The organism is Celeribacter neptunius, assembly GCF_900113955.1.
In the GTDB taxonomy this organism is placed as follows: Bacteria; Pseudomonadota; Alphaproteobacteria; order Rhodobacterales; family Rhodobacteraceae; genus Celeribacter; species Celeribacter neptunius.
Genome location: NZ_FORH01000010.1, coordinates 102,573 through 123,047, shown reverse-complemented (window position 1 = coordinate 123,047; position 20,475 = coordinate 102,573). Strand labels below are relative to the sequence as shown.

18 protein-coding genes are annotated in these 20,475 nt (G+C 58.1%); 10 read left to right on the top strand and 8 right to left on the bottom strand.

Annotated elements, in window-relative coordinates; translation table 11 throughout:
• Nucleotides 1-208 precede the first annotated feature (208 nt).
• The 7 genes from BM151_RS20325 (at nt 209) to BM151_RS20290 (ending at nt 10,983) form a co-directional block, all read left to right on the top strand.
• Complete coding sequence (locus BM151_RS20325; protein WP_090062989.1) at nt 209-2,389, top strand: protein-disulfide reductase DsbD family protein; 2,181 nt, start codon at nt 209-211, stop codon at nt 2,387-2,389.
• A gap of 562 nt (nt 2,390-2,951) precedes the next feature.
• Nucleotides 2,952-4,133 carry a YncE family protein gene (locus BM151_RS20315; RefSeq protein ID WP_229861855.1) on the top strand — a complete coding sequence of 394 codons (1,182 nt, stop codon included), beginning with the start codon at nt 2,952-2,954 and terminating at the stop codon, nt 4,131-4,133.
• A 33-nt stretch (nt 4,134-4,166) separates the two neighbouring features.
• Nucleotides 4,167-5,552: an MBL fold metallo-hydrolase RNA specificity domain-containing protein gene (locus tag BM151_RS20310; protein ID WP_090062987.1), complete on the top strand. Its 1,386-nt coding sequence runs from the start codon at nt 4,167-4,169 to the stop codon at nt 5,550-5,552.
• The gene (locus BM151_RS20305; protein ID WP_009573626.1) at nt 5,549-7,063 is read left to right on the top strand and encodes a thymidine phosphorylase family protein; all 1,515 of its coding nucleotides are present in this window, start codon (nt 5,549-5,551) and stop codon (nt 7,061-7,063) included. Before BM151_RS20310 ends, BM151_RS20305 begins: the two co-directional genes overlap by 4 nt.
• Complete coding sequence (locus tag BM151_RS20300; protein WP_009573625.1) at nt 7,063-7,953, top strand: ribose-phosphate diphosphokinase; 891 nt, start codon at nt 7,063-7,065, stop codon at nt 7,951-7,953. The genes BM151_RS20305 and BM151_RS20300 overlap by 1 nt, the downstream gene beginning before the upstream one ends.
• A 65-nt stretch (nt 7,954-8,018) precedes the next feature.
• Nucleotides 8,019-10,379 carry a copper-transporting P-type ATPase gene (locus tag BM151_RS20295; RefSeq protein WP_009573624.1) on the top strand — a complete coding sequence of 787 codons (2,361 nt, stop codon included), beginning with the start codon at nt 8,019-8,021 and terminating at the stop codon, nt 10,377-10,379.
• Nucleotides 10,380-10,500: 121 nt separating this feature from the next.
• Nucleotides 10,501-10,983 carry a c-type cytochrome gene (locus tag BM151_RS20290; protein WP_028095400.1) on the top strand — a complete coding sequence of 161 codons (483 nt, stop codon included), beginning with the start codon at nt 10,501-10,503 and terminating at the stop codon, nt 10,981-10,983.
• 57 nt (nt 10,984-11,040) lie between these two features.
• Here BM151_RS20290 and lgt read toward each other — a convergent pair whose 3' ends face one another.
• The 8 genes from lgt to BM151_RS20250 all read right to left on the bottom strand — a co-directional run bounded on the left by lgt (nt 11,041) and on the right by BM151_RS20250 (nt 18,714).
• The gene (gene lgt / locus BM151_RS20285) at nt 11,041-11,946 is read right to left on the bottom strand and encodes a prolipoprotein diacylglyceryl transferase (RefSeq protein WP_028095401.1); all 906 of its coding nucleotides are present in this window, start codon (nt 11,944-11,946) and stop codon (nt 11,041-11,043) included.
• Between the two features lie 97 nt (nt 11,947-12,043).
• Nucleotides 12,044-13,207 carry a c-type cytochrome biogenesis protein CcmI gene (gene ccmI, locus BM151_RS20280; protein WP_038068299.1) on the bottom strand — a complete coding sequence of 388 codons (1,164 nt, stop codon included), beginning with the start codon at nt 13,205-13,207 and terminating at the stop codon, nt 12,044-12,046.
• Nucleotides 13,204-13,674 carry a cytochrome c-type biogenesis protein gene (locus BM151_RS20275; RefSeq protein ID WP_028095417.1) on the bottom strand — a complete coding sequence of 157 codons (471 nt, stop codon included), beginning with the start codon at nt 13,672-13,674 and terminating at the stop codon, nt 13,204-13,206. The genes ccmI and BM151_RS20275 overlap by 4 nt, the downstream gene beginning before the upstream one ends.
• 1 nt (nt 13,675) lies before the next feature.
• The gene (locus BM151_RS20270; RefSeq protein ID WP_038068298.1) at nt 13,676-14,236 is read right to left on the bottom strand and encodes a DsbE family thiol:disulfide interchange protein; all 561 of its coding nucleotides are present in this window, start codon (nt 14,234-14,236) and stop codon (nt 13,676-13,678) included.
• Between the two features lie 3 nt (nt 14,237-14,239).
• The gene (locus BM151_RS20265; protein WP_028095416.1) at nt 14,240-16,240 is read right to left on the bottom strand and encodes a heme lyase CcmF/NrfE family subunit; all 2,001 of its coding nucleotides are present in this window, start codon (nt 16,238-16,240) and stop codon (nt 14,240-14,242) included.
• 47 nt (nt 16,241-16,287) lie between these two features.
• Nucleotides 16,288-16,587, bottom strand: coding sequence for an SHOCT domain-containing protein (locus BM151_RS20260; RefSeq protein ID WP_198431755.1), 300 nt, complete (start codon nt 16,585-16,587; stop codon nt 16,288-16,290).
• A gap of 22 nt (nt 16,588-16,609) precedes the next feature.
• Nucleotides 16,610-17,995, bottom strand: a complete 1,386-nt coding sequence (locus BM151_RS20255; RefSeq protein ID WP_028095414.1) for an ATP-binding protein — start codon at nt 17,993-17,995, stop codon at nt 16,610-16,612.
• A complete protein-coding gene (locus tag BM151_RS20250; protein WP_009573615.1) occupies nt 17,992-18,714 on the bottom strand; it encodes a response regulator in 723 nt (240 codons plus the stop codon). The genes BM151_RS20255 and BM151_RS20250 overlap by 4 nt, the downstream gene beginning before the upstream one ends.
• On the opposite strand from BM151_RS20250, the gene BM151_RS21910 reads away from it, so the two are divergent.
• The 3 genes from BM151_RS21910 (at nt 18,676) to BM151_RS20235 (ending at nt 20,465) form a co-directional block, all read left to right on the top strand.
• Nucleotides 18,676-19,506, top strand: coding sequence for an EF-hand domain-containing protein (locus tag BM151_RS21910; protein ID WP_229861857.1), 831 nt, complete (start codon nt 18,676-18,678; stop codon nt 19,504-19,506). The genes BM151_RS20250 and BM151_RS21910 overlap by 39 nt on opposite strands.
• Before the next feature lie 89 nt (nt 19,507-19,595).
• The gene (locus tag BM151_RS20240; RefSeq protein WP_009573613.1) at nt 19,596-19,982 is read left to right on the top strand and encodes a DUF302 domain-containing protein; all 387 of its coding nucleotides are present in this window, start codon (nt 19,596-19,598) and stop codon (nt 19,980-19,982) included.
• 21 nt (nt 19,983-20,003) lie between these two features.
• The gene (locus BM151_RS20235) at nt 20,004-20,465 is read left to right on the top strand and encodes a rhodanese-like domain-containing protein (RefSeq protein ID WP_035367136.1); all 462 of its coding nucleotides are present in this window, start codon (nt 20,004-20,006) and stop codon (nt 20,463-20,465) included.
• Nucleotides 20,466-20,475: the final 10 nt, after the last annotated feature.

Sequence of the window (20,475 nt, the reverse complement as noted above, 5' to 3'; positions counted from 1 at the left end):
GAGCGATTTTCGTGAGCGCTTGTTCCGGCGGACCAGTCCTGTGCCCGACAAACCCGCCGCCAACTTTGTCGACAAAGTCACCAGAGCTGGAGCTGCCCAATGGATGTCGTCTGGCAGGGCCTATCTCCAACGGTGTGGGCCAGTTGGATTGTGTAAACGGCCGATCAGGCTTTGTTGCCACTCAAGTTCAAAGCCTGGAGATAGTGCGATGACCATCTGGCGCTCGCCAATCCGTCTTGCTTTCTGCGGTACCCTCGCTGCCGCAATGTTCTGGCTCTTGATCCCCTTTGCTGCAACGGCCGAGGTATCAGTCGCCCACAAGGTCACTGCGGTGGAAGCGCGGCTGATCTCCGCCGAGGATGCCGTTTCCGCCGAAGCTCAAACGCTCTCCGCCGGTCTGGATCTGAACCTTGCTGACGGATGGAAAACCTATTGGCGTTCGCCTGGCGAGGTTGGCATTCCGCCACAGATCGACTGGAGCGGGTCGACGAATGTCGCGGGCGTTGATTTCCTATGGCCTGCGCCCGAGCGGTTCACTGCCTTTGGCATCGAAAACTTCGGCTATCATGATGAGGTTGTCTTTCCACTTCAGATCACCCTGAAGGATCCTGGGGAACCTGTCGAACTCAGAGCAAACGTCAAGCTCTTGACCTGCTCAGCAGTTTGTGTCCCCCAGGATTTTGACTTGGCACTTTCGTTGCCTCAGGGGAACTCAATCGATCAAGTCTCGGCTAATCGTATCGGGGCATTTCTCGCACGCGTTCCGGCGGAAGGAGGAGCGGCAGGCGTGACCGCCGCCACATCCCATATAAACGATGATTTCACCCGCCTAACGATAGAAATAGCTGCCACGACTGCCTTCAAAACCCCGGACGTCTTTCCTGAAATTGGTGATGGCAACACGTTGGGGAAGCCCGACATTCGCCTTGGGGCAAGCGGGCGAACGCTTTGGGCTGAATTCCCAATTCTTGCCTACATGGCAGATACAGACGCGCCGCCACGGGTAACCGTGACGGACGGGCCGGATCACGCCCTCACCGTCACGCCAGATCGGGCAACAACCGCCCCAACTCCCCCTTTCAGTATTGATCGGGTGGTCCCCGGCATTGATCAAGTGATCTGGATCGCCATCATCGCTTTTCTTGGGGGCTTGATCCTGAACGCCATGCCTTGCGTGCTTCCTGTTCTGTCGATCAAGTTATCTTCTGCCCTGAAATCCGAAGGACGCGGCAATGCCCAAGTCAGGGCAGGCTTCTTGGCCGCCGCCGCCGGAGTCATGGTCTTTATGTGGGCACTCGCGGCTGTTCTCTTCGCATTGCAAAAGATTGGCGTTGCCGTCGGTTGGGGGCTCCAGTTCCAGAGCCCAACGTTCCTGGTTCTGATGCTCCTGATCCTTGGTCTGTTCACCGCAAACCTGTTTGGACTGTTCGAATTCTCTTTGCCTGCCGCCCTGACAACGCGGTTGATGAAAGCAGGAGGTACGGCCGGGTATGGAGCGGATTTTGCCACCGGATTTTTCGGGGCGGTCATGGCTACTCCCTGCTCCGCGCCGTTTCTTGGAACAGCTATCGCATTCGCACTTGCGGGGCGGGTGATAGACATCGCTGTCGTTTTCACCTTTCTCGGGTTAGGTCTGGCCAGCCCATATCTGTTGGTGGCCATCGTGCCGAACGTTGTTCGGTTCGTGCCCAAGCCCGGCCGCTGGATGATCGCCTTGAAAGCCGGCCTTGGCATCCTCCTGATGGGTACCGCGGCATGGCTGTTCTATGTCCTGCTCGGCGTTGCTGGATCGCGCGCGGCCCTAACAGTTGCATCTCTCGGTGCGGTTATGCTCTTCATAGCGGCATCGCCCTGGGTGCCAAGATCTCTTCGCTGGCCCTTTGGGCTGGCGCTGGCGGCACTCGCGGTCGCGGCCGCGCCATTCTTGGCAACACCCGCCGCACCCGATGCCCAAGCAGGAAAAATTGCCTGGGTCACATTTGACCGCGGCGATATTGCCCGTCGAGTATCACGCGGAGAGGTCGTTTTTGTCGGTGTAACCGCCGATTGGTGTTTGACCTGCAAAGCCAACAAGGCGCTCGTTCTTGAACGCGACCCGGTTCTTTCGGCATTGAACAGCTCTGGTGTCACGCCGATGCTGGCCGACTGGACCCGCCCAGATGACGCGATCACCCGTTTTTTGGAGACCAACAACCGTTACGGCATTCCATTCAACGCGGTTTATGGGCCGTCTGCTCCCGAAGGAATTATCCTATCTGAAATATTGTCGACTCAGGATGTTCTTGCTGCTCTGCACGCGGCGCGTCCGGGGGCCGCTCAAGCAACGCTCATCGAGGACGATGTGAAGGTTTCCAGATTTGGAAACACTTTGGAGCAAAGTGCCGACTGAGTAATTTCGCCTAAGCTGCGCATCAAGGACGCCGAGTCAGGCAGCATTTAACGCCCTGATTTAGATCAACCACACCATCTGGATAGCGTGTTATAATCACCTAGGAAGGACTCAAATCATGCGATCAAGGCCACATATCGATGTCAGAAGAGTGTCGCGTATTCGCGTCAGCTTCGTCCTGATATTGATCGGAGCCTTGTTTTTCGGTCTCATTGCCGATGGTTTGCATGCGCATGAGGGCGAGCCTGCCGGGTTAGAGACGCAGATTGTTCAGGTCACCGACGCAAATTCCTCCGTCCACGTTATTCTGGACGCGGATTGCGGAATTCATCCCGGTTGCGCCGCTGCTCTGATCCCTAACGGGCTTGTCAGCGCAGTAGTTTCGAACCGTAGCACGCGAATGGTAATGTCGTGGCGGCAATCGGCGTCTTTCGCCGATGACGAATTCATACACGTCCCCATTCTCTTCTGAGCATTCCAGTCAGCGAGGTAGCGAAGCGCCTCCCTTTCGGCTTTTACGCCAATCGTGACGCTTAGGTTTTTCGACAGGCTCGTAGTCTGGATGTCCGGATTCTACCTGACCGCGCTCCTCACTTCATTCGCTCCTATCAACCGTGGATCCGCCGGTTTTCTGCCCTCGCCACGGCCACCGCATGATCTCGACCAGATAAAGGTTCCAAAAATGAACATGTCGTCCCGCATCGCCTATACGCTCGCCACTTTGTTCGTGTCAGCACCAGCTTTGGCCGCTCCGCCTACGGTCTTCATTCCAGAGGGCAGCGCCAATTCAGTCCTGATGGTTCAGGCGGAGACTGGAAAAGTCCTGCGTCGGATCAATGATGTCGAGGCGGTCCACGGTCTCGCAGGCGCACCCGGCGTGCCGTATCTGGTCGCCGGCAGCTATTCGGAGATCCCGCGCGAGGATGTCGCGTCGCTAGAAAAGCCCTCCACCGTGTCTGCAGACGATCACGCCGCGCACCACGCACCAAAGGCCGCGCCAATGGGGCCACCGGATGCCGGGATCAGTCTTCTCTCGATTCTGGACGCAAAAAGTGGCGATATCCTCCGCCGGATAGAGGTGCCGGGTGCCGTACATCATACGGCAGTTTCCCCTGATGGACGCTTTGCCGTTGCGACCCATCCGGCAGGTGACGGAATATCGGTGATTGACTTGGCGACTTTCGGCATGACGGCATTTGTCCCGACTGGATCGATGCCGAACTATGCAGCGTTCGGAACTGATCCAAATCTCGTCTACGTCTCCAACACCGGTAACGGAACGATCAGCGAAGTAGATCTGTCGCGGGGTATCGTTCGTCGCAACTTCATTGCAGGTGACACCCCGGAACATATGGCGGTTTCGCCCGAAACTGATCGACTCTTTGTCGCAGACGCGGACGCAGGTCAGGTTCTGGAACTGTCTTTGAGTACCGGTGAAAAGCTGCGGACCTTCGAAATTGGCGGCGAGATTCATGGACTGGGGCTGTCAAATGATGGGGCAACTTTGTTCGTCGCGGGTAGGGGAGAGGACAAACTCGCCTCAGTTGCACTCGCTACCGGGGAAGTGCGCACAGCCACGCTTGCACCAGAACCCTACCACCTGACGGTAATTCCAGGCTCCGACATCCTTTATGTCTCAAGCCGTGCAGAGCCCGTGGTTTGGCTCATCGATACCAGCTCACTGCAAACGCGTGAAACAGTTTCTGTCGAAGGAGAAGGACATCAGATGGTGGCGCTTCCCTGAAGGGCTGCCGATGGGAATGAAAGGCACAGGATCATGGCACAGGACACTCGCCCAACACTTCGTTTTCTGGGAGCCGCCGGAACAGTAACCGGATCGCGCTATCTGATTGAAACCGGGGATCGCCGCATTCTAGTTGATTGTGGCTTGTTTCAAGGCTTCAAATCGCTGCGGGACCGCAACCGCAAGGCGTTTCCGGTACGCCCCACCACCATTGACACCGTACTTCTGACGCACGCGCATCTCGATCATTCAGGCTATCTGCCTGCGCTGATCCGCGGCGGGTATCGAGGGAAGGTGATGTGTACCGAAGCGACGGAGGAACTCTGCGGCCTGATCCTGCCGGACAGCGGCCATATCCAGGAAGAGGAGGCACGTTTTGCCAAAAGGCACCGATACTCCAAGCACAAGAACCCCAAGCCGCTCTACACGTTGAAAGATGCTCAGGCGGCGCTTGAGCATTTGCACAGAGTTCCCTTCAACAGCACAGTCGATGTTGGTGACGGAATATCCGCAGAGTTCATCCCGGCGGGCCATTTGCTCGGTGCGGCGCAGATCCGTATCAGACTGCCAGGAAGGACAATCCACTTCAGTGGCGACCTCGGCCGACAGAACGACGCACTGATGCGACCACCACAATCGTTCTCAGGTGCGGACGTGTTGGTTTGTGAATCCACCTATGGCAATCGCCATCACGCAGCCATCGACGCGGAGGAAGAGCTTCTGCCAATCCTGAAACGTGTTTTCGGGCGGGGCGGTACGGTTCTCATCCCCTCATTCGCGGTTGGGCGCGCGCAGGGGCTTATGTATCACATTGCACGCCTGCAAAACCGCGGCGAGATCCCATATGTGCCGGTTTATCTCAACTCGCCAATGGCGATCGACGCGACCGAAATCTACCACGGCCATCACGAAGAACATCACGTTGCCTGGGAGGATTGCCTTGCGATGTTCCAGATCGCCAAGCGGGTCACTTCGGTCGAGGAGTCGAAGAAGCTGAACACGCAGCATGGCCCGATGATCATCATTTCGGCGAGCGGCATGTTGACCGGCGGGCGGATCCTGCATCACCTCGCCAGCTTCGGCGGCGACCCGCGCAACGCAATCCTGCTGTCGGGCTTTCAGGCTGGCGGTACCCGCGGGGCGGCACTGGCCGCTGGCGCGGACAGTCTGCGCATGTTCGGTCGAGATTTCCCGATCAGGGCAGAGGTGATCCAGCTCGAAGCCTTTTCCGGACATGCCGATGCCGAAGAGTTGCTGGCCTGGATGCGCGCGTCGGATCGCGCGCCGCGCATGACCTATGTGACTCACGGCGAACCTTCTGCCTCGGACCGGCTGCGCTGGCGGATCGAACATGAACTCGGCTGGCCTGCCCGCGCCCCCGAACACCTCGAAACGATCCGGCTGGACAATCCAAAATGACAGAAATCGACAATACGCTCGCCCTGTCCCGCGCGGGGATCGACACTTACCGGCAACCCGTTGTCTTCATGCGCGAAGACTGCCACGTCTGCCGCGCCGAAGGCTTCGCAGCCCTGACCCGGATCGAGGTCACGCTCGGCGACAGGTCGGTGATTGCCACGCTGAACGTGTTGACCAATGGCGACTGGCTGCCCGACGACACTGCCGCCTTGTCGGAAGAAGCCTGGGCCGCCCTGAAGCCCCAACCGGGGGACCGGGCAAGTTTTACGCACCCGGAGCCACCGGACTCCGTCTCAGCGATCCGCGCCAAGGTCTATGGAGAAACCCTTGAGCAGCAAAGGTTCGACGCAATCATTCGTGACGTCCTCGATCATCGTCTCTCCGATCTCGATCTGGCAGCCTTCATCACCGCCTGCGCGGGCGACCGGCTTTCGATTGCGGAAACCATCGCACTGACCCGATCCATGCAGGCGGCGGGCGAAACGCTGGATTGGGGCGGCGCCGAGATCTACGACAAGCATTGCGTCGGGGGGCTTCCAGGAAACCGCACCACGCCGATCATCGTTTCGATCATCGCGGCGGCGGGGCTGATGATCCCCAAGACCTCTTCTCGCGCGATCACTTCCCCCGCAGGCACGGCCGACACGATGGAGGTCATGGCTCCCGTCTCGCTCGACATCCCCGCGTTGAGACGCGTCGTCGAGGCTGAGGGCGGGTGCATCGTTTGGGGGGGCAACCTCGCTCTCAGCCCTGCGGACGATGTTCTGATCCGGATTGAACGGCCACTCGATTTCGACAGCGACGGACAGCTGGTGGCGAGCGTCTTGTCGAAGAAGGCTGCGGTCGGTGCGAAGCGCGTGCTGATCGATGTGCCCGTCGGACCAACGGCCAAGGTCCGCTCGGCGGAAACCGCCGCTGCGCTGGCAGAGCGGCTCCGCGCCGTTGGCAAGGCCATCGGCCTGACGCTCTCGATCCATCAAAGCGACGGGACTGCACCTGTCGGACGCGGAATTGGACCCGCACTTGAAGCCCAAGATGTCCTTGCCGTGCTACGCCGCAACGAGAACTTCCCTGTCGACCTGCGCGACCGTGCACTCGACATCGCTGGAGCGCTGCTGGACCTTGTCCCCGAGACGGGCGGCGCGGGCGGGCGAAAGGTGGCCGCACAGCTGCTCGACAGCGGCGCTGCCGAGGCGAAGTTCATTGCGATTTGCGATGCACAAGGCGGTTTCACTGAGCCCGGTGAGGCGCGTTATCATGCGGTGATCACCTCCCGCACGGCGGGGCGCCTCATTGCGATTGACAATCGCCGCATCGCGCGCACAGCGAAACTCGCCGGCGCACCGCGGCAGCAGCTCGCAGGGCTGCGCCTTCTGGTCCAGATCGGTGACCATATCGAATTTGGCAAGCCGCTGTTCGAGATCCACGCCGAAACGCTGGGAGAACTGGAATACGCCCGCTCCTATGCCGAGGCGCAATTGGGACTTTGCACAATTGAGGAGGCAAACTGATGACCATTATCGCCCCCTTTCCCGGCATGGAGCCATTGGCGCGCAGAATGGCGGCGACATCCGGTGCCGAAATCCAGCCGGTGGACTTGCACCATTTTCCCGATGGTGAAACCCTCGTGAAGCTCGGCGGCGATCCTGCAGGACGCGAAATCGCCTTCCTCGCCACGTTGCGCGATCCTGATCGGCTGGCGTTGCCTCTGCGTTTCGCAGCTCTGACGGCGCGCGAACTTGGGGCCGCGCGTGTGGGGCTGGTCGCGCCCTATCTTGGCTACATGCGCCAGGACAAGCGGTTTCATCCACGCGAAGCTGTGAGCGCCCCGATCTTCGCGGGATTTCTTGATGAATGTTTCGACTGGGTGATGACCGCTGACCCCCATCTGCATCGCAACCCGAGCCTTTCAGCGCTGTTCCGCATTCCCGCATATCGTGTCGCCACAGCCCCTCTGCTGGCCGACTGGATTGCGGCGAACGTTCCAGAGGCCGTGCTCCTTGGGCCTGACAGCGAAAGCCAGCAATGGGTGGCTGAAGTCGCCAGGCTCGCCGGACGCCCCTACGAAGTGCTGACAAAACATCGCTCCGGGGATCGGCAGGTCGAGATCAGCCTGCCGGGCAGCGCCGTTTTCCGACAGGGGACACCCGTGATCCTCGATGATATCGCCTCGTCCGGACACACGCTGATCCGAACGCTCGAACAACTCGAGCAGGCCGGTGCCCGACCTGCGACTTGCGTAATTATCCACGCGGTTTTCGCACACGGCGCAGAGGAAGCAATCCGCCATGCCGGTGCCGCGCGGATCGTCAGTACCGATACGATTCCACACTCAACGAACGCAGTCTGCGTCGGCGAGCTGTTAGCGACAGAAATGAAAGTTGCTCAATGCGCCACTTGACCTTCCAGTTACTGGAAGAATTAGGTTTGAGGCAATGAGCTAGAAATACGGGAAAGGATCCCCGAATGAACAACCATCACGAACATGCCAACGGATCTGACGATCAAGTTCCTTCTGGCTACGCGGGCACGGTCTTCACTTGCCCGATGCACCCCGAGGTACGCCGCGCCGAACCGGGAGATTGCCCGAAATGCCAGATGCATCTGGTGCCGGAGGGCGAGCCCTCGCAACACCACGCCCATCATCAGCACACGGGCGACGCGGTGGAGCCAAACCACTTGGACTCGGTTCCCAACGACTACACTGGCCCGGTTTATACCTGTCCGATGCACCCTCAGGTGCGCCAGACGCATCCCGGGTCTTGTCCGATCTGCGGTATGGGGCTGGAACTGGAATCGGCCGCCATGGAAGCGGAAGGCCCGAACCCGGAGCTTGTGGACTTCAGCCGTCGTTTCTGGGTGGGGGCCATTTTGACCGTACCGCTCCTTGTGCTGACCATGGGCCCCTATCTTGGCCTGAGCGGGGTGCGCGAGATATTCGGTGAACGCGTCACCCTCTGGGTCGAACTCGCGCTCGGGACACCCGTTGTCTTTTGGTCCGGCTGGCCTTTCCTTGTTCGTGGCTGGAACTCGTTCCGGACAAGGAACCTCAATATGTTCAGTCTCATTGCCATGGGTGTAAGCGCCGCATGGCTGTTCAGCATCATCGCCGTCCTGGCACCGGGCATATTCCCCGATGGGTTCCGGGATGCCGAAGGGCATGTCGGCGTCTATTTCGAGGCGGCGGCTGTGATCGTCACGCTGGTCCTTGTGGGACAGGTGATGGAGCTGCGCGCTCGCGAAGGCACTGGCAAGGCGATCCGTGCTCTTCTGGATATGGCCGCCAAGACGGCACGTATTATCCGCGACGACGGAAGCGAGGAAGAGGTTCCATTGGAACAGGTCCAGGTCGGCGACCGACTACGTGTGCGACCCGGTGACAAGGTGCCGGTCGATGGTATGGTCGTCGAAGGCAGGTCCTCAGTTGACGAAAGCATGATCACGGGCGAGCCGGTACCGGTAGAAAAGGTCGGAGGAGACCCTGTAACGGGCGCCACGATCAACGGAACCGGCAGCCTGATCATGGAGGCGACGCGCGTCGGCGCCGACACGATGCTGAGCCAAATCGTCGAGATGGTGGCCAATGCGCAGCGGTCTCGCGCGCCGATCCAGAAATACGCCGACAAGGTCTCCGGATATTTCGTGCCTGCAGTTATTGGCATCGCCGTGCTGGCCTTCATTGGCTGGGCCATTTGGGGCCCGGTCCCGGCCCTTTCCTATGCTCTTATTGCGGCCGTTGCCGTTCTCATCATCGCTTGTCCCTGTGCCCTCGGCCTTGCGACACCGATGTCTATCATGACGGCGACGGGGCGCGGCGCGCAGGCGGGTGTCCTGATCAGGAATGCAGAGGCACTGGAACGGTTCGAGAAGGTCGATACCCTGATCGTCGACAAGACCGGCACGCTGACGGAAGGCAAGCCGAAACTTGTCGGCGTCTACCCTGAACCGGGTCACGATGAGGTAGAAGTGCTTCGGCTTGCCGCATCGCTGGAACGCGGCTCCGAGCATCCTCTCGCGGAAGCCATCGTACGCGGTGCTGAAGAGCGTGGCGTCGACCTGGCAAAAGCCGACGCCTTCGAGGCGGTCACCGGCAAGGGCGTCAAAGGCACGGTGGACGGGCGGGTAGTGGCGCTCGGCAACGTGAAACTCCTGACTGACCTCGGACTTGATGCAGCAGAGCTTCGGGACAAGGCGGATGCCCGTCGGGATAATGGCGAAACGGTTATGTTTGTCGTCGTCGAGAATGACGTTGCCGGTCTTGTCAGCGTCGCAGACCCGGTAAAGGCGACCACACCGGCCGCCCTGAAGGAACTGCACGCACTTGGGTTCCGTATTATCATGGCGACGGGAGACAATGAGCGTACCGCTAGGGCCGTCGCGTCCAGTCTAGGCATCGACGAGATCCGCGCCGATGTGATGCCGGAAGACAAAGCGAAGATCATCAAGGAACTTCAGGCCAAGGGGCACAAGGTTGCCATGGCCGGCGACGGTGTCAACGATGCACCTGCCCTGGCTCAGGCCGATGTCGGGATTGCCATGGGCACCGGCGCCGATGTGGCCATTGAGAGCGCAGGGTTCACGCTCGTCAAAGGGAACCTCGACGGTATCGTGCGTGCGCGCAAACTCGCCCGCGCGACCATGCGGAACATACGCCAGAACCTGTTCTTTGCTCTGATCTACAACACTGCGGGCGTGCCCGTCGCTGCGGGGATCTTGTTCCCATTCCTCGGGATCTTGATCAGTCCGATGTTTGCGGCCTTTGCCATGAGCGCTTCCTCAATCTCGGTCGTCCTAAACTCCCTTCGGCTACGGCGCGCGCAGATTTGAGGGGAAACAAGAACGATCGCGAGGTCCATCAGACCGTTCAATAAACAGTATTGGGTACAATCCATCGCCGGAGAAGGGGCAACAGCGTTCAGACAATCACCTGCAAACCAAGGAGACCAAAATGACCTACATTTCCAGACAGATGATCTTAGCCATTGCTGTGGTGTGGGGGCTGCCAGTCGGCGCCCAAGACAGCGGGCATATGACAGATAATGGGGCGATGAGTCAGATGATGAGCTCCGGACTGTTCCTGCCAAACATGGATGCAGCCAAGGGGCGTGCGCTGTTCGCCTCGAAAGGCTGTGTCGTTTGTCATTCTATCAACGGGGTCGGAGGCGAGGATGCCCCCGCCCTTGATGCAGCGTATATGGACCTGCCAATGAACCCGTTTGAATTTGCCGCCCGAATGTGGCGCGGCGCGCCGGCGATGGTCGCTGCCCAAGAGGATGAGCTCGGCGGGCAAATTGAATTCACAGGTCAGGAGCTTGCCGATATCATCGCGTTCGTTCACGATTCCGAAGAACAGAAGGCATTCTCTGCCGGCGACATCCCCGAAAAGATTGAAGAAATGATGCACCAAATGGGTGAGGAGGATCACGACTGAAGCGTCAGGGGATATCGCAGTAGAATAAGGCAATGCGTCGAAAGTTTCATTTGCGCCCTAAGATGCCGATCCTATGGCGGACCGCTTCTGCGCCAGCCAAAGTAATCCAAATCCCGCGGCTAACATCGGCAAGGAAAGGACTTGCCCCATCGTAAGCCCCCAGTCACCAAACTGCACAACATACCCAATCGGATTGTTCACGTCTGCGAATTGAGCGTCGGGCTGGCGAAACAACTCTACAAAACTTCTCGCAAAACCATATCCGGCCAGGAAGAGCCCGCAAATTGCCCCTGGTGTCCTAAGCCATCCGCGCCGCCACGCAAGGAATAGGAGAGCGAAGCCAAGCAACAGGCCTTCCAAAAGGGCTTCGTACAGTTGCGAAGGATGCCGTGCGCAAATGTCGGTTATTCCCGGGCATGATTGCGCTGCGTCACCGGGAAATATGACGGCCCAGGGCATGTCCGATGGGCGGCCCCATAGTTCATTGTTTATGAAATTTGCGATCCGGCCCAAGAACAAGCCCGGAGGCGTTGCCAGAGCGAGAAGGTCAGCCATGCTCAGGAGCGGCATACGCTGACGGATGCCATAAACAAGCGCGGCAATGGTTACTCCAGCAAACCCACCATGAAATGACATTCCCCCTTGCCAGACCTTCAGAATTTCTAACGGATTGGCAAGATAGAACCCGCGCTGATAGAACATCACGAACCCTAACCGCCCGCCAACGATCACCCCGATGATAATCCAGGTCAAAAGATCCTCAATTTGGCGCGGTGTTAGCGGGGCGCCCGATGCAGGCCACAGAGCGGCGCGTTTGACCGTGGCAACACAAATTCTCCAGCCGACGAGAAGGCCGATGATATAGGCCAACGCATACCAGCGGAGAGTCAACGTAAACGTGCCGATCTCAACCGAAAATATATCCGGCCCGATATTTGGGAACGGAAGTGCGGACAAAGGCATGGACATTCTTTCTAGTCATTCGGGTGAGGTCGGATCGTGCACATACGCCGTTCGTGCTCTCTCATGGTTTGTTCATCGCGAGTGAAGCTTCCGCGGGCTATTGGCCCGACTGGAGTTCTTCCAAGGACTGCAAAATGACACTTTGGCGCGGGTCTTCGGAGGAAACGGGCACCAATAGCTCTTTGGCTCGACTGTACGCGTTCAAGGCGAGGTCAGTTTCGCCGAGCACCCTGTAGGCCCTGCCAAGACGCATCCATCCATCGATATCGTCTGGTTCAGCCTCAAGGCGTGTTGCCAAACGTTCCACCATGGATCGGATAAATGCATCTCGATCGACATCATCCATCTGGCTGGCCGCTTCGACATCTGCAGCAGTGGGGCCGGGCGAATTGCCTGACATTACTGGAGCATAATCCGACAAACTGATAGGCGCTCGGCCTAGTGCCGCACCTATCCGGTTTGCTTCCGCGACAAATGTTTCCATCCAGGGTGCGAACCCATCCACTTCGTCCAATCGCGTGAGAAGACGATTGTAGGCCTGCTCATTCGCACCCGCTTGCGCAAGCCCGACAGCATCGTAAAAAGTTCCAGCAGGATTGGTCGGATCGAGCTCAAGTGCTCTTGCAATGGCCCGCTTCGCTTGGGGTGTCACGATCCCCTGTTCGGAAACGATGAGAGCTTCCGCATAGATCGAAAACACAGCAGAATCGGCATTCATGGATTGTGTTGCACGCTCGTAGGCCGATGCGGCATCCGAAGCGCGGCCCAATTTCATGAAGGTCTGTCCAAGGAGCATCCAGCCCTCCAAGGCTCCGCCTTCTGAATCCGCCTGCAACCGCTGCAATAGCTTCTGCGCCAACGCTTCGATTTCACGATTTTGCGCGACCTCTGCCTGGCGATCCTCGAAAGCGATGCTGGATAGGTTTGGCGCTCCAGCAAAACTGTAATACCCCGCCGCGAACAGCGGCACAAAGACCGCAGCAGCCATGAGTATGACCCTGCCGCCGCCGCTGGATTCCCCGGTGTTTTTTACTCTCCCCACGGAGAGAACCCGCCGCTTGATTTCCTGTCGCGCCGCATGCGCCTCTGCGACTGAAAGCAGGCCGCGTTCAGCATCCCGATCGACTTCAGACAACTGGTCCTTCAAAACTGCGAGAGTCCTGTCTTCGGCCGGACCTTGCACCAAGGCAGGCTTCCACGCCGAAGCCGCAACAATCCCTGAGGCAGTCAAGGCGAGGACTGCCATTGCAATCCATATCATCGGTGGTCCCCTTCGCTGGATGAAGTGAAAATGCGTGCGACCTCGGCCTCCTCGTCATCGCTCAGGTCTGCGATTTTTTTTCTTTTTCGAGAGCCCATCAGGATGCCGCCACCGATCCCCAGAGCCAAGAGCCCAAGGAGTGGGGGGGTAAACCAGAGAGCGTAGGTCTCGGGTTTAAACGGAGGCTTCAGTAGAACGTAGTCGCCGTATCTCGCTTGGATGAAAGCAATTGCATCTTCGTTCGTGTCACCCGCAACCAACCGTTCCCGGACCAAAAGTCGTAGGTCGCGCGCAACGCCGGCGTTCGAGCTGTCAATATCCTGATTTTGGCAAACTACGCAGCGAAGCTGCCTGGAAACCTCCCGTGCCCGAGCCTCGAGGATTGGATCGGAGAGGATTTCGTCGGGCTCAACAGCCTGCGCAGACATTGGCATGATGAGTGCCAACACAAGGAAGAAACTACGCATGTCAGCTCCTCTCCTCTAACACACCCGCTTGTCGGAGAGCTTGGCGAAAGGCTGATACAGCCTCTTCACCGACGATCGGGCCGACGTATCGGTAGAGCACCGTTCCATCGCCTCCGACAATGAATGTCTCGGGCACACCCGAAATCCCCCACTCGATCCCGGCACGACCTGACAGATCCGAGCCAATACGTTCGTACGGGTTCCCGAGATTTCGAAGCCAATTGACCGCGTCTGCGGGTTGATCCTTGTAGTTGATCCCGAACAAACGCACGCCATCGCGCTCAACCAAAGCGCTCAGAACCGCGTGTTCGGCACGACAGGGAACGCACCAGGAAGCGAAGACATTGACGACGACTGGCGTTGGGTTTCCGAGCAGGTTTTCCCGAGACAGTCCCTGTACATCAAGACCCGGCACCGGCCCGAGATTGAACGAGGGAGCTGGCTGAGAAATGAGAACCGAAGGAATCTCGCTTGGGTCACGATTGGGATTCAGGCCCCACAAGAAAAATCCGCCGACAATCACTGCCAGTACCAAGGGAATAATCGCTACAGCTCGTTTCATTGCTCACTCCGCTGCGACCGGTTTCGTGGATCGTGCCTTGGAGCTTTGGGGTGCCCCGACACGGAAGCGGCGATCGGACAAGGACAGACTGCCGCCTATGACAAGCATGGCCGCACCCAACCAAAGCAAGCCGACGAATGGCTCATAGAGAATACGCAGAGTCCAGGCACCGCTCTCTTCGGCTTTGTCCAGAGAGGGTTCCGTGATCGAAGCGTATAGGTCTCCCGCCAGGGTTGACCGTATCGCCGATTCTGTTGTCGTACTTTGTGCGACCGGATAGCTGCGCCGCTCAGGTTTGAGAGCCGTCACGAAAGAGCCGCCCCTTTCGACGCGCAGGGTTCCCTGATCCGCAATATAGTTCGGGCCACGAACGCGCTGCACACCTTCAAATGTGACATCAAATCCCGCAATGTTGACACTCGTGCCGGGCTCTACAAATGCGATCTCTTCAGATTTCCAAACCGAAGAGCCAATCATGCCGATCATCAAGACCGCAACTCCCGCATGAGCGAGCGTCATTCCATGCGCCGCGCGGGGCAAATTGCGGGCACGCCGGATGCTTTCCTGGAGCGGAACCTCGAACAAACGAACCCGCAGCGCCCATTCACGTAAGGAAGCAAAAAACAACCAAAGCGCGATGAGGATCGAAAGATATGCCAACACGGGCCCGCCTTTGGCGAAATACCAAATTGCGAGCGTTGCCAGCACCGCCAGCACCACCACGAAGCGGACACGTTGAAGCACTCCGACCAGATCGGCTCGTTTCCAGGACAAAAACGGCCCGAGACCCATGACAAAAACCAAGGGGAGCATCATTGGTACGAACGCGCCATTGAAGAACGGCGGACCGACGGAAATCTTGTCACCAGAAACGGCTTCGAGAAACAGCGGATAAAGCGTACCGAACAGAACCGTGCCAGTCGCTGTAGCCAGGATCAGGTTGTTTAGCAACAACCCTGCCTCTCGACTAATCGGCTTAAACAACCCGCCACCTTCCATCATTGGCGCCCGCCACGCATAGAGTGCAAGTGAGCCACCAATTGAAATCGCAAGCAGGCCAAGAATGTATAGGCCTCGCTCCGGATCCACGGCAAAAGCATGCACAGAGGTCAGCAAGCCAGACCGAACCACAAATGTGCCGAGGAGTGACAGCGAAAACGTCAAGATCGCGAGCAGGATTGTCCAGCTTTTGAACGCGTCACGCTTTTCAGTGACAATCGCCGAATGGAGAAGTGCTGTCCCGAGAAGCCAGGGCATAAAACTGACATTTTCAACCGGGTCCCAGAACCACCATCCACCCCAACCCAGTTCGTAATATGCCCACCACGATCCGAGAGCTATCCCCGCAGTCAGGCTGATCCACGCGGCCAGTGTCCAGGGTCGAACCCATCTTGCCCAGGCTGTGTCGATCCGTCCCTCGATCAAGGCTGCGGCTGCAAACGAAAAGACGATCGAGAAGCCGACATATCCAAAATACAGCAGCGGCGGGTGCATCGCGAGGCCGATATCCTGGAGCAGAGGATTGAGGTCAGCGCCATCAAGCGGCGGAGGAAAGACGCGCTCGAACGGATTGGATGTAAAGAGAAGGAAGGACAGAAACCCGACGCTGATCCATGCCTGCATTGCCAAAGTTCGCGCTCGAAGTGTTTCCGGTAGGTTTGAGCCGAAAGCAGCAACCGCAGCACCGAAGATGGTCAGAATGAAGACCCAGAGCAGCAACGATCCTTCATGACTTCCCCAAGTCGCCGCGACTTTGAAGATCATTGGTTTCAGCGAATGCGAATTGTTCGCGACGTTCAAAACAGTGAAATCAGAGACAACAAAAGCGCGCATCAAGGCGGCAAAGGCAAGTCCGACGAAGACGACCTGCCCAAAAGCAGTTGACCGGGCTGAACGCATCCAGAGAAGATTGCCCCGGGCCGCGCCGAAAAGAGGAATAGTCGATTGGACGATGGCCAACGCCAATGCGAGGGCCAGCACAAAATGGCCGAGTTCCGGGGTCATAGGAGCCTCATGATCTTTGGCAGTGGGATCGACTGGTGATCAGTTTCTCAGTCGTCTAAAGCGGCCTTGCGCTTGCGATACTCGTCTTCATCAATCTCACCGCGCGCGAAGCGATCCCTGAGAATGTCCTGAGCACTAGACCCGGAAACACGGTCCTTTTCGCTGAACCAGCGAACGGCGAAGAATATCAGCGCAATAATCACGCCCCAGAACACGATCATCATCAGCCCTCCCAGCATTCCAAATCCACCGCCCCACATGTGGCCGTAATAATCTCCGCCTGGGTCCGCCATGGCGGCCGTCGCGAACAGCGTGAATGCTGCGGTTGTGTTGGTAAGTCTAAGCATGTCGGTTTCCTTTTCTGTCATTTCATGTTTCAGCAACTGGCAATCGAATTGTCGCGATAAGCCCGCCGTCCGGGTGGTTCGCCAGACTGATCTCCCCACCCTGCGCGCGAAGAATGGACCTTGCGATCGACAGGCCCAGCCCATGCCCGCCGGTTTCCAGAGATCGGCTTTCTTCAAGCCTGAAGAATGGGTCAAATACGCGTTCCAATTCTGCGGTTGGAATCCCCGGCCCTCTGTCAGTGACGGAAATTTCTATTTCCCCATCGGCTGATATCCAGCCCAGCGTTGCGGACCCGCCGTAGCGCACCGCGTTCTCGATCACGTTTCGCAATGCCCGTCGAATGGCATTGGGGCGCAATCGAACCGTGACTTCGGGGCCGTCAGAGAGCACAAACGGTACGACCATATCCCCCCGCAGAGCTTCTAGGAACGATTGCAGGTCAACATCCTGCATTGGTTCGTTCCCTGAGAGACCTTTCGCGAAGGTAAGGGTTGCTTCCACCATCGACTGCATTTCTTCGACGGTTGCGACGAGACTCTCTCGGGTTTCGTCTTCCTCTACCATTTCTGAATGTACTCTCATTGCGGTAAGCGGAGATCGAAGATCATGTCCAAGGGCCGCCAGAACCCTCGTTCGGTCGGCAACGAACCGTGTCAGCCTGTCCTGCATGCGGTTGAAACCAGCGGTCAGCTCCCGAACCTCCTGGGGTCCCCGTTCTGGCAACGCGTCTATGTCTTCTCCACGCCCCAATCGTTCCGACGCCCCGGCCAATCGCCGCAGAGGGCCCAGCAGTCCGGTCATGACAAACCAGCTCACTGCGACCAACAGGGCCATTGCCGTCAGACCAAATGTCAGCATGGAATAAAGCGGCCACTGGATCGGCGGACGCTCAAAGCGCGTACTTACGTTCAACCACTGGCCACCGGCGATCGAAATTGAAAGGTTCATCTCGATAGCGGACAGTTCACCTCGCATCATGGCCAAGTGCATCTCGGTCATTTCGTGCGACAGGTTCGGTAGCGGCAGGATCGCGCCTTGGATCTGGTGAAGCTCTACACGAATGTCGCGACTGTAGCTGTCGTTCAGGAGTGCGCGGACGCGGGTTTCAACCAACCCGCCATCCGAATGGTCGCTATGTTGCACAAGCGGCTTCGTCCCGAGGTCAAAGCGAACAAGGGGCGAGTTCGCCGCGCGGATAATTGATGGGCGCAGGTCAGCGGGTGCCTCTTCAATCAAGCGCGCAACATTTGCCGCTCGTCCAGCTGCCTCAAACCCAAGAGCAGCCCGTATGGCGAGGCTTCGTTCATCGGCGAAGAGCCACAGGCTGACAAACTGTGCGATCCCCAACGCGATAATGATGAGAAGAACGAGTTGGATCCGGAGAGATCGTAGGAGCCGCCAGATCATTCGGACACCTCGACGTCGACCGACAGGCAGTAGCCGCCGCTTCTGATCGTCTTGATAATACGTGGACGGAGAATGTCGGGCTCGAGCTTTCGCCGAAGGCGCGAAATCTGGTTGTCAATTTTCCTGTCCAACGGACCAGCGGAAATGCCCTGAGAAAGATCTAGCAACTGATCGCGGCTCAACACCATCCGAGGGCGCTCCAGAAGGACCGTCAGCAGTTTGAATTCTGCGACCGTAAGAGCGGTCTCTTGTCCCGCGTCGTCGAGAAGCACCTGCCGGTCTACATCCAAGGTAAGGTGTGCAAAGCGGACTTTGCGGCCGCTCAGAGATCCGGTGAAGGCTTCTTTGTGCTCGCTTCTTCGCAGGACGGCTTTGATCCTCGCAAGGAGTTCGCGTGGATTAAACGGCTTGGGAAGATAATCGTCCGCACCGATCTCCAAACCGACAATACGGTCCGCATCTTCACCGAGCGCGGTCAACATGATGATCGGCAGTCGCCCTTCGCTTGACAGACGTTGGCAAACGGAAAGGCCATCCTCGCCAGGCATCATGATATCCAGGACCAGTAGGTCGAAGCTTCCGACAGCCAGCTTCGCGTCCATCTCCGCCGCATCCTTGGCAGCGGTTGCTCGCATGCCATTCTTTTCCAGATAGCGGGTTACACTTTTCCGGATCTGTTCATGGTCATCCACGACGAGAATATGTGGCGCGTGTTGCATGGGGCCCTTCTAAAGCATTGGAAATCAGACGGTCAGGTTCCTTTTTGTCGCCAATTGTATCAGCCCCTGTCCATTGCGACAGACGGATACAAATCCACGGGTGTACGTCCTTACATTCAAATGTTTGATGCCAAGTTGTATGAGGTCAAAAGAAGGAAAGGCTTCAAAATGTCCTACTCAACAAAAATTTCTACCGGTCTTCTGGTTGCCGTTCTCACAGCAGGTGCTGCGCTCGCCGATGACAGCCATCACCAAGCTGCGGGCGCTGAAAGCGTCTCTCCCAATGTACTTGCTCAACCGATGGCAGGGACGGGCGGGCCCGGAATGCTGATGGGTGGCGGCATGATGGATCCCAGTCAGATGGCCGAGCATCTTCAGATGATGCACGGCATGATGCGCATGATGATGCAAATGCATTCGGGCATGATGAGCGGAAACGGCAGCATCATGGGACCAAGCACAACCGGTCAAGGTATGTTCCCGATGATGGGGGGCAACATGATGTCAATGTTCGATATGGATGGAAACGGCGCAGTGTCTCCCGAAGAGGCGCATGAGGGCCTTCAGTCGATGCTGTCGGACTATGACGCCGACGGTAACGGCACGCTCTCGATTGACGAATTCGCGTCGCTTCACGCCAAGGCGATGCGCGAGACCATGGTCGATCGTTTCCAGATGCTCGATGCTGATGGCGACGGCCAGATTTCTCAAGGCGAAATAGTCGCCCCTGCCGACAACATGGCACAGGGTATGACAGCAAATCCCGGAATGATGACGGACCAAGACAACTGAACCCCGTCGTTCAGAATTTCCCCATTCAGGCAAGCCCGTCAACGGTTCGGCGCTTTGGGTTTGCCTGAACAAGATCGAGAGGGCTCAAAATGAGTTATACCTACAACAGACATCTGCCCAATACGGCGATTGATGATGCGGAGATGCGCCTGCGCGAAGCCCTGAAAGAAAAGGGATTTGGTGTACTGACCGAAATCGACGTCCAGGCAACAATGAAGAAAAAGATTGACCGCGACATGGATGGATACCGCATTCTGGGTGCGTGCAACCCTCATATGGCATGGGAGGCCATTGGGCTGGAGCCCCGTATAGGATCGATGCTGCCTTGCAACGTGATCTTGCGGACGGTCGAAAACGGCACTGAAATCAGCGCTGTTGATCCTGTGGCTTCGATGGCCGCTGTCGAGAATGAGAAGCTGCACGAAGTCGCCGCGCAGGTGCGCGATATGCTGCGATCTGCGGTTGACAACGCATAAACTAAACTGAGGAGGCAGACCATGCTGAGCCGCCGTCAAACTTTTGGCCTGTTCGCATCGAGCACCTTGCTTGCCTATTCGCCAGCTTGGGCTGACAACCATGACGTATGGGCGCTCGATACTCTCCATGATGCGCTGAAAAGCGATTTGGCAAGGCTTGTGGACATCCGCAGACCCGAGGAATGGCAAGATACCGGCGTCGCGGAGGGGGCGTGGCCAATCGACATGACCCATCCGCGGTTCGGGGAGCGCCTCTTCGCCGCCCGCGATCTTGCTGCGGGACGCCCGGTCGCCCTGATTTGTCGGACCGGCCATCGCTCAGGTCTCGTAATGAGCAAGTTGCGTGAAGCGAAAGCTGCCGGCTTTGTTGACGCCGTAGGCGGGATGCTTGGCGCCCCGGGGAGATCCGGCTGGATCGAGCAAGGTCTGCCGACAGTAACAAGAGAAGCCGCACTGGCCGCCCTCCCAAGTGAGCTAGCGTGAGACACAAGCT

Coding starts and splice junctions, on each gene's coding strand:
- BM151_RS20275 (WP_028095417.1), bottom strand. CDS start 13,674: ATGCGTAGTTTCTTCCTTGTGTTGGCACTCATCATGCCAATGTCTGCG.
- BM151_RS20260 (WP_198431755.1), bottom strand. CDS start 16,587: ATGCTTAGACTTACCAACACAACCGCAGCATTCACGCTGTTCGCGACG.
- ccmI (WP_038068299.1), bottom strand. CDS start 13,207: ATGATATGGATTGCAATGGCAGTCCTCGCCTTGACTGCCTCAGGGATT.
- BM151_RS20295 (WP_009573624.1), top strand. CDS start 8,019: ATGAACAACCATCACGAACATGCCAACGGATCTGACGATCAAGTTCCT.
- BM151_RS20300 (WP_009573625.1), top strand. CDS start 7,063: ATGACCATTATCGCCCCCTTTCCCGGCATGGAGCCATTGGCGCGCAGA.
- BM151_RS21910 (WP_229861857.1), top strand. CDS start 18,676: ATGGTCATCCACGACGAGAATATGTGGCGCGTGTTGCATGGGGCCCTT.
- BM151_RS20265 (WP_028095416.1), bottom strand. CDS start 16,240: ATGACCCCGGAACTCGGCCATTTTGTGCTGGCCCTCGCATTGGCGTTG.
- BM151_RS20325 (WP_090062989.1), top strand. CDS start 209: ATGACCATCTGGCGCTCGCCAATCCGTCTTGCTTTCTGCGGTACCCTC.
- BM151_RS20255 (WP_028095414.1), bottom strand. CDS start 17,995: ATGATCTGGCGGCTCCTACGATCTCTCCGGATCCAACTCGTTCTTCTC.
- lgt (WP_028095401.1), bottom strand. CDS start 11,946: ATGCCTTTGTCCGCACTTCCGTTCCCAAATATCGGGCCGGATATATTT.
- BM151_RS20235 (WP_035367136.1), top strand. CDS start 20,004: ATGCTGAGCCGCCGTCAAACTTTTGGCCTGTTCGCATCGAGCACCTTG.
- BM151_RS20240 (WP_009573613.1), top strand. CDS start 19,596: ATGAGTTATACCTACAACAGACATCTGCCCAATACGGCGATTGATGAT.
- BM151_RS20310 (WP_090062987.1), top strand. CDS start 4,167: ATGGCACAGGACACTCGCCCAACACTTCGTTTTCTGGGAGCCGCCGGA.
- BM151_RS20305 (WP_009573626.1), top strand. CDS start 5,549: ATGACAGAAATCGACAATACGCTCGCCCTGTCCCGCGCGGGGATCGAC.
- BM151_RS20270 (WP_038068298.1), bottom strand. CDS start 14,236: ATGAAACGAGCTGTAGCGATTATTCCCTTGGTACTGGCAGTGATTGTC.
- BM151_RS20315 (WP_229861855.1), top strand. CDS start 2,952: ATGTCCGGATTCTACCTGACCGCGCTCCTCACTTCATTCGCTCCTATC.
- BM151_RS20250 (WP_009573615.1), bottom strand. CDS start 18,714: ATGCAACACGCGCCACATATTCTCGTCGTGGATGACCATGAACAGATC.
- BM151_RS20290 (WP_028095400.1), top strand. CDS start 10,501: ATGACCTACATTTCCAGACAGATGATCTTAGCCATTGCTGTGGTGTGG.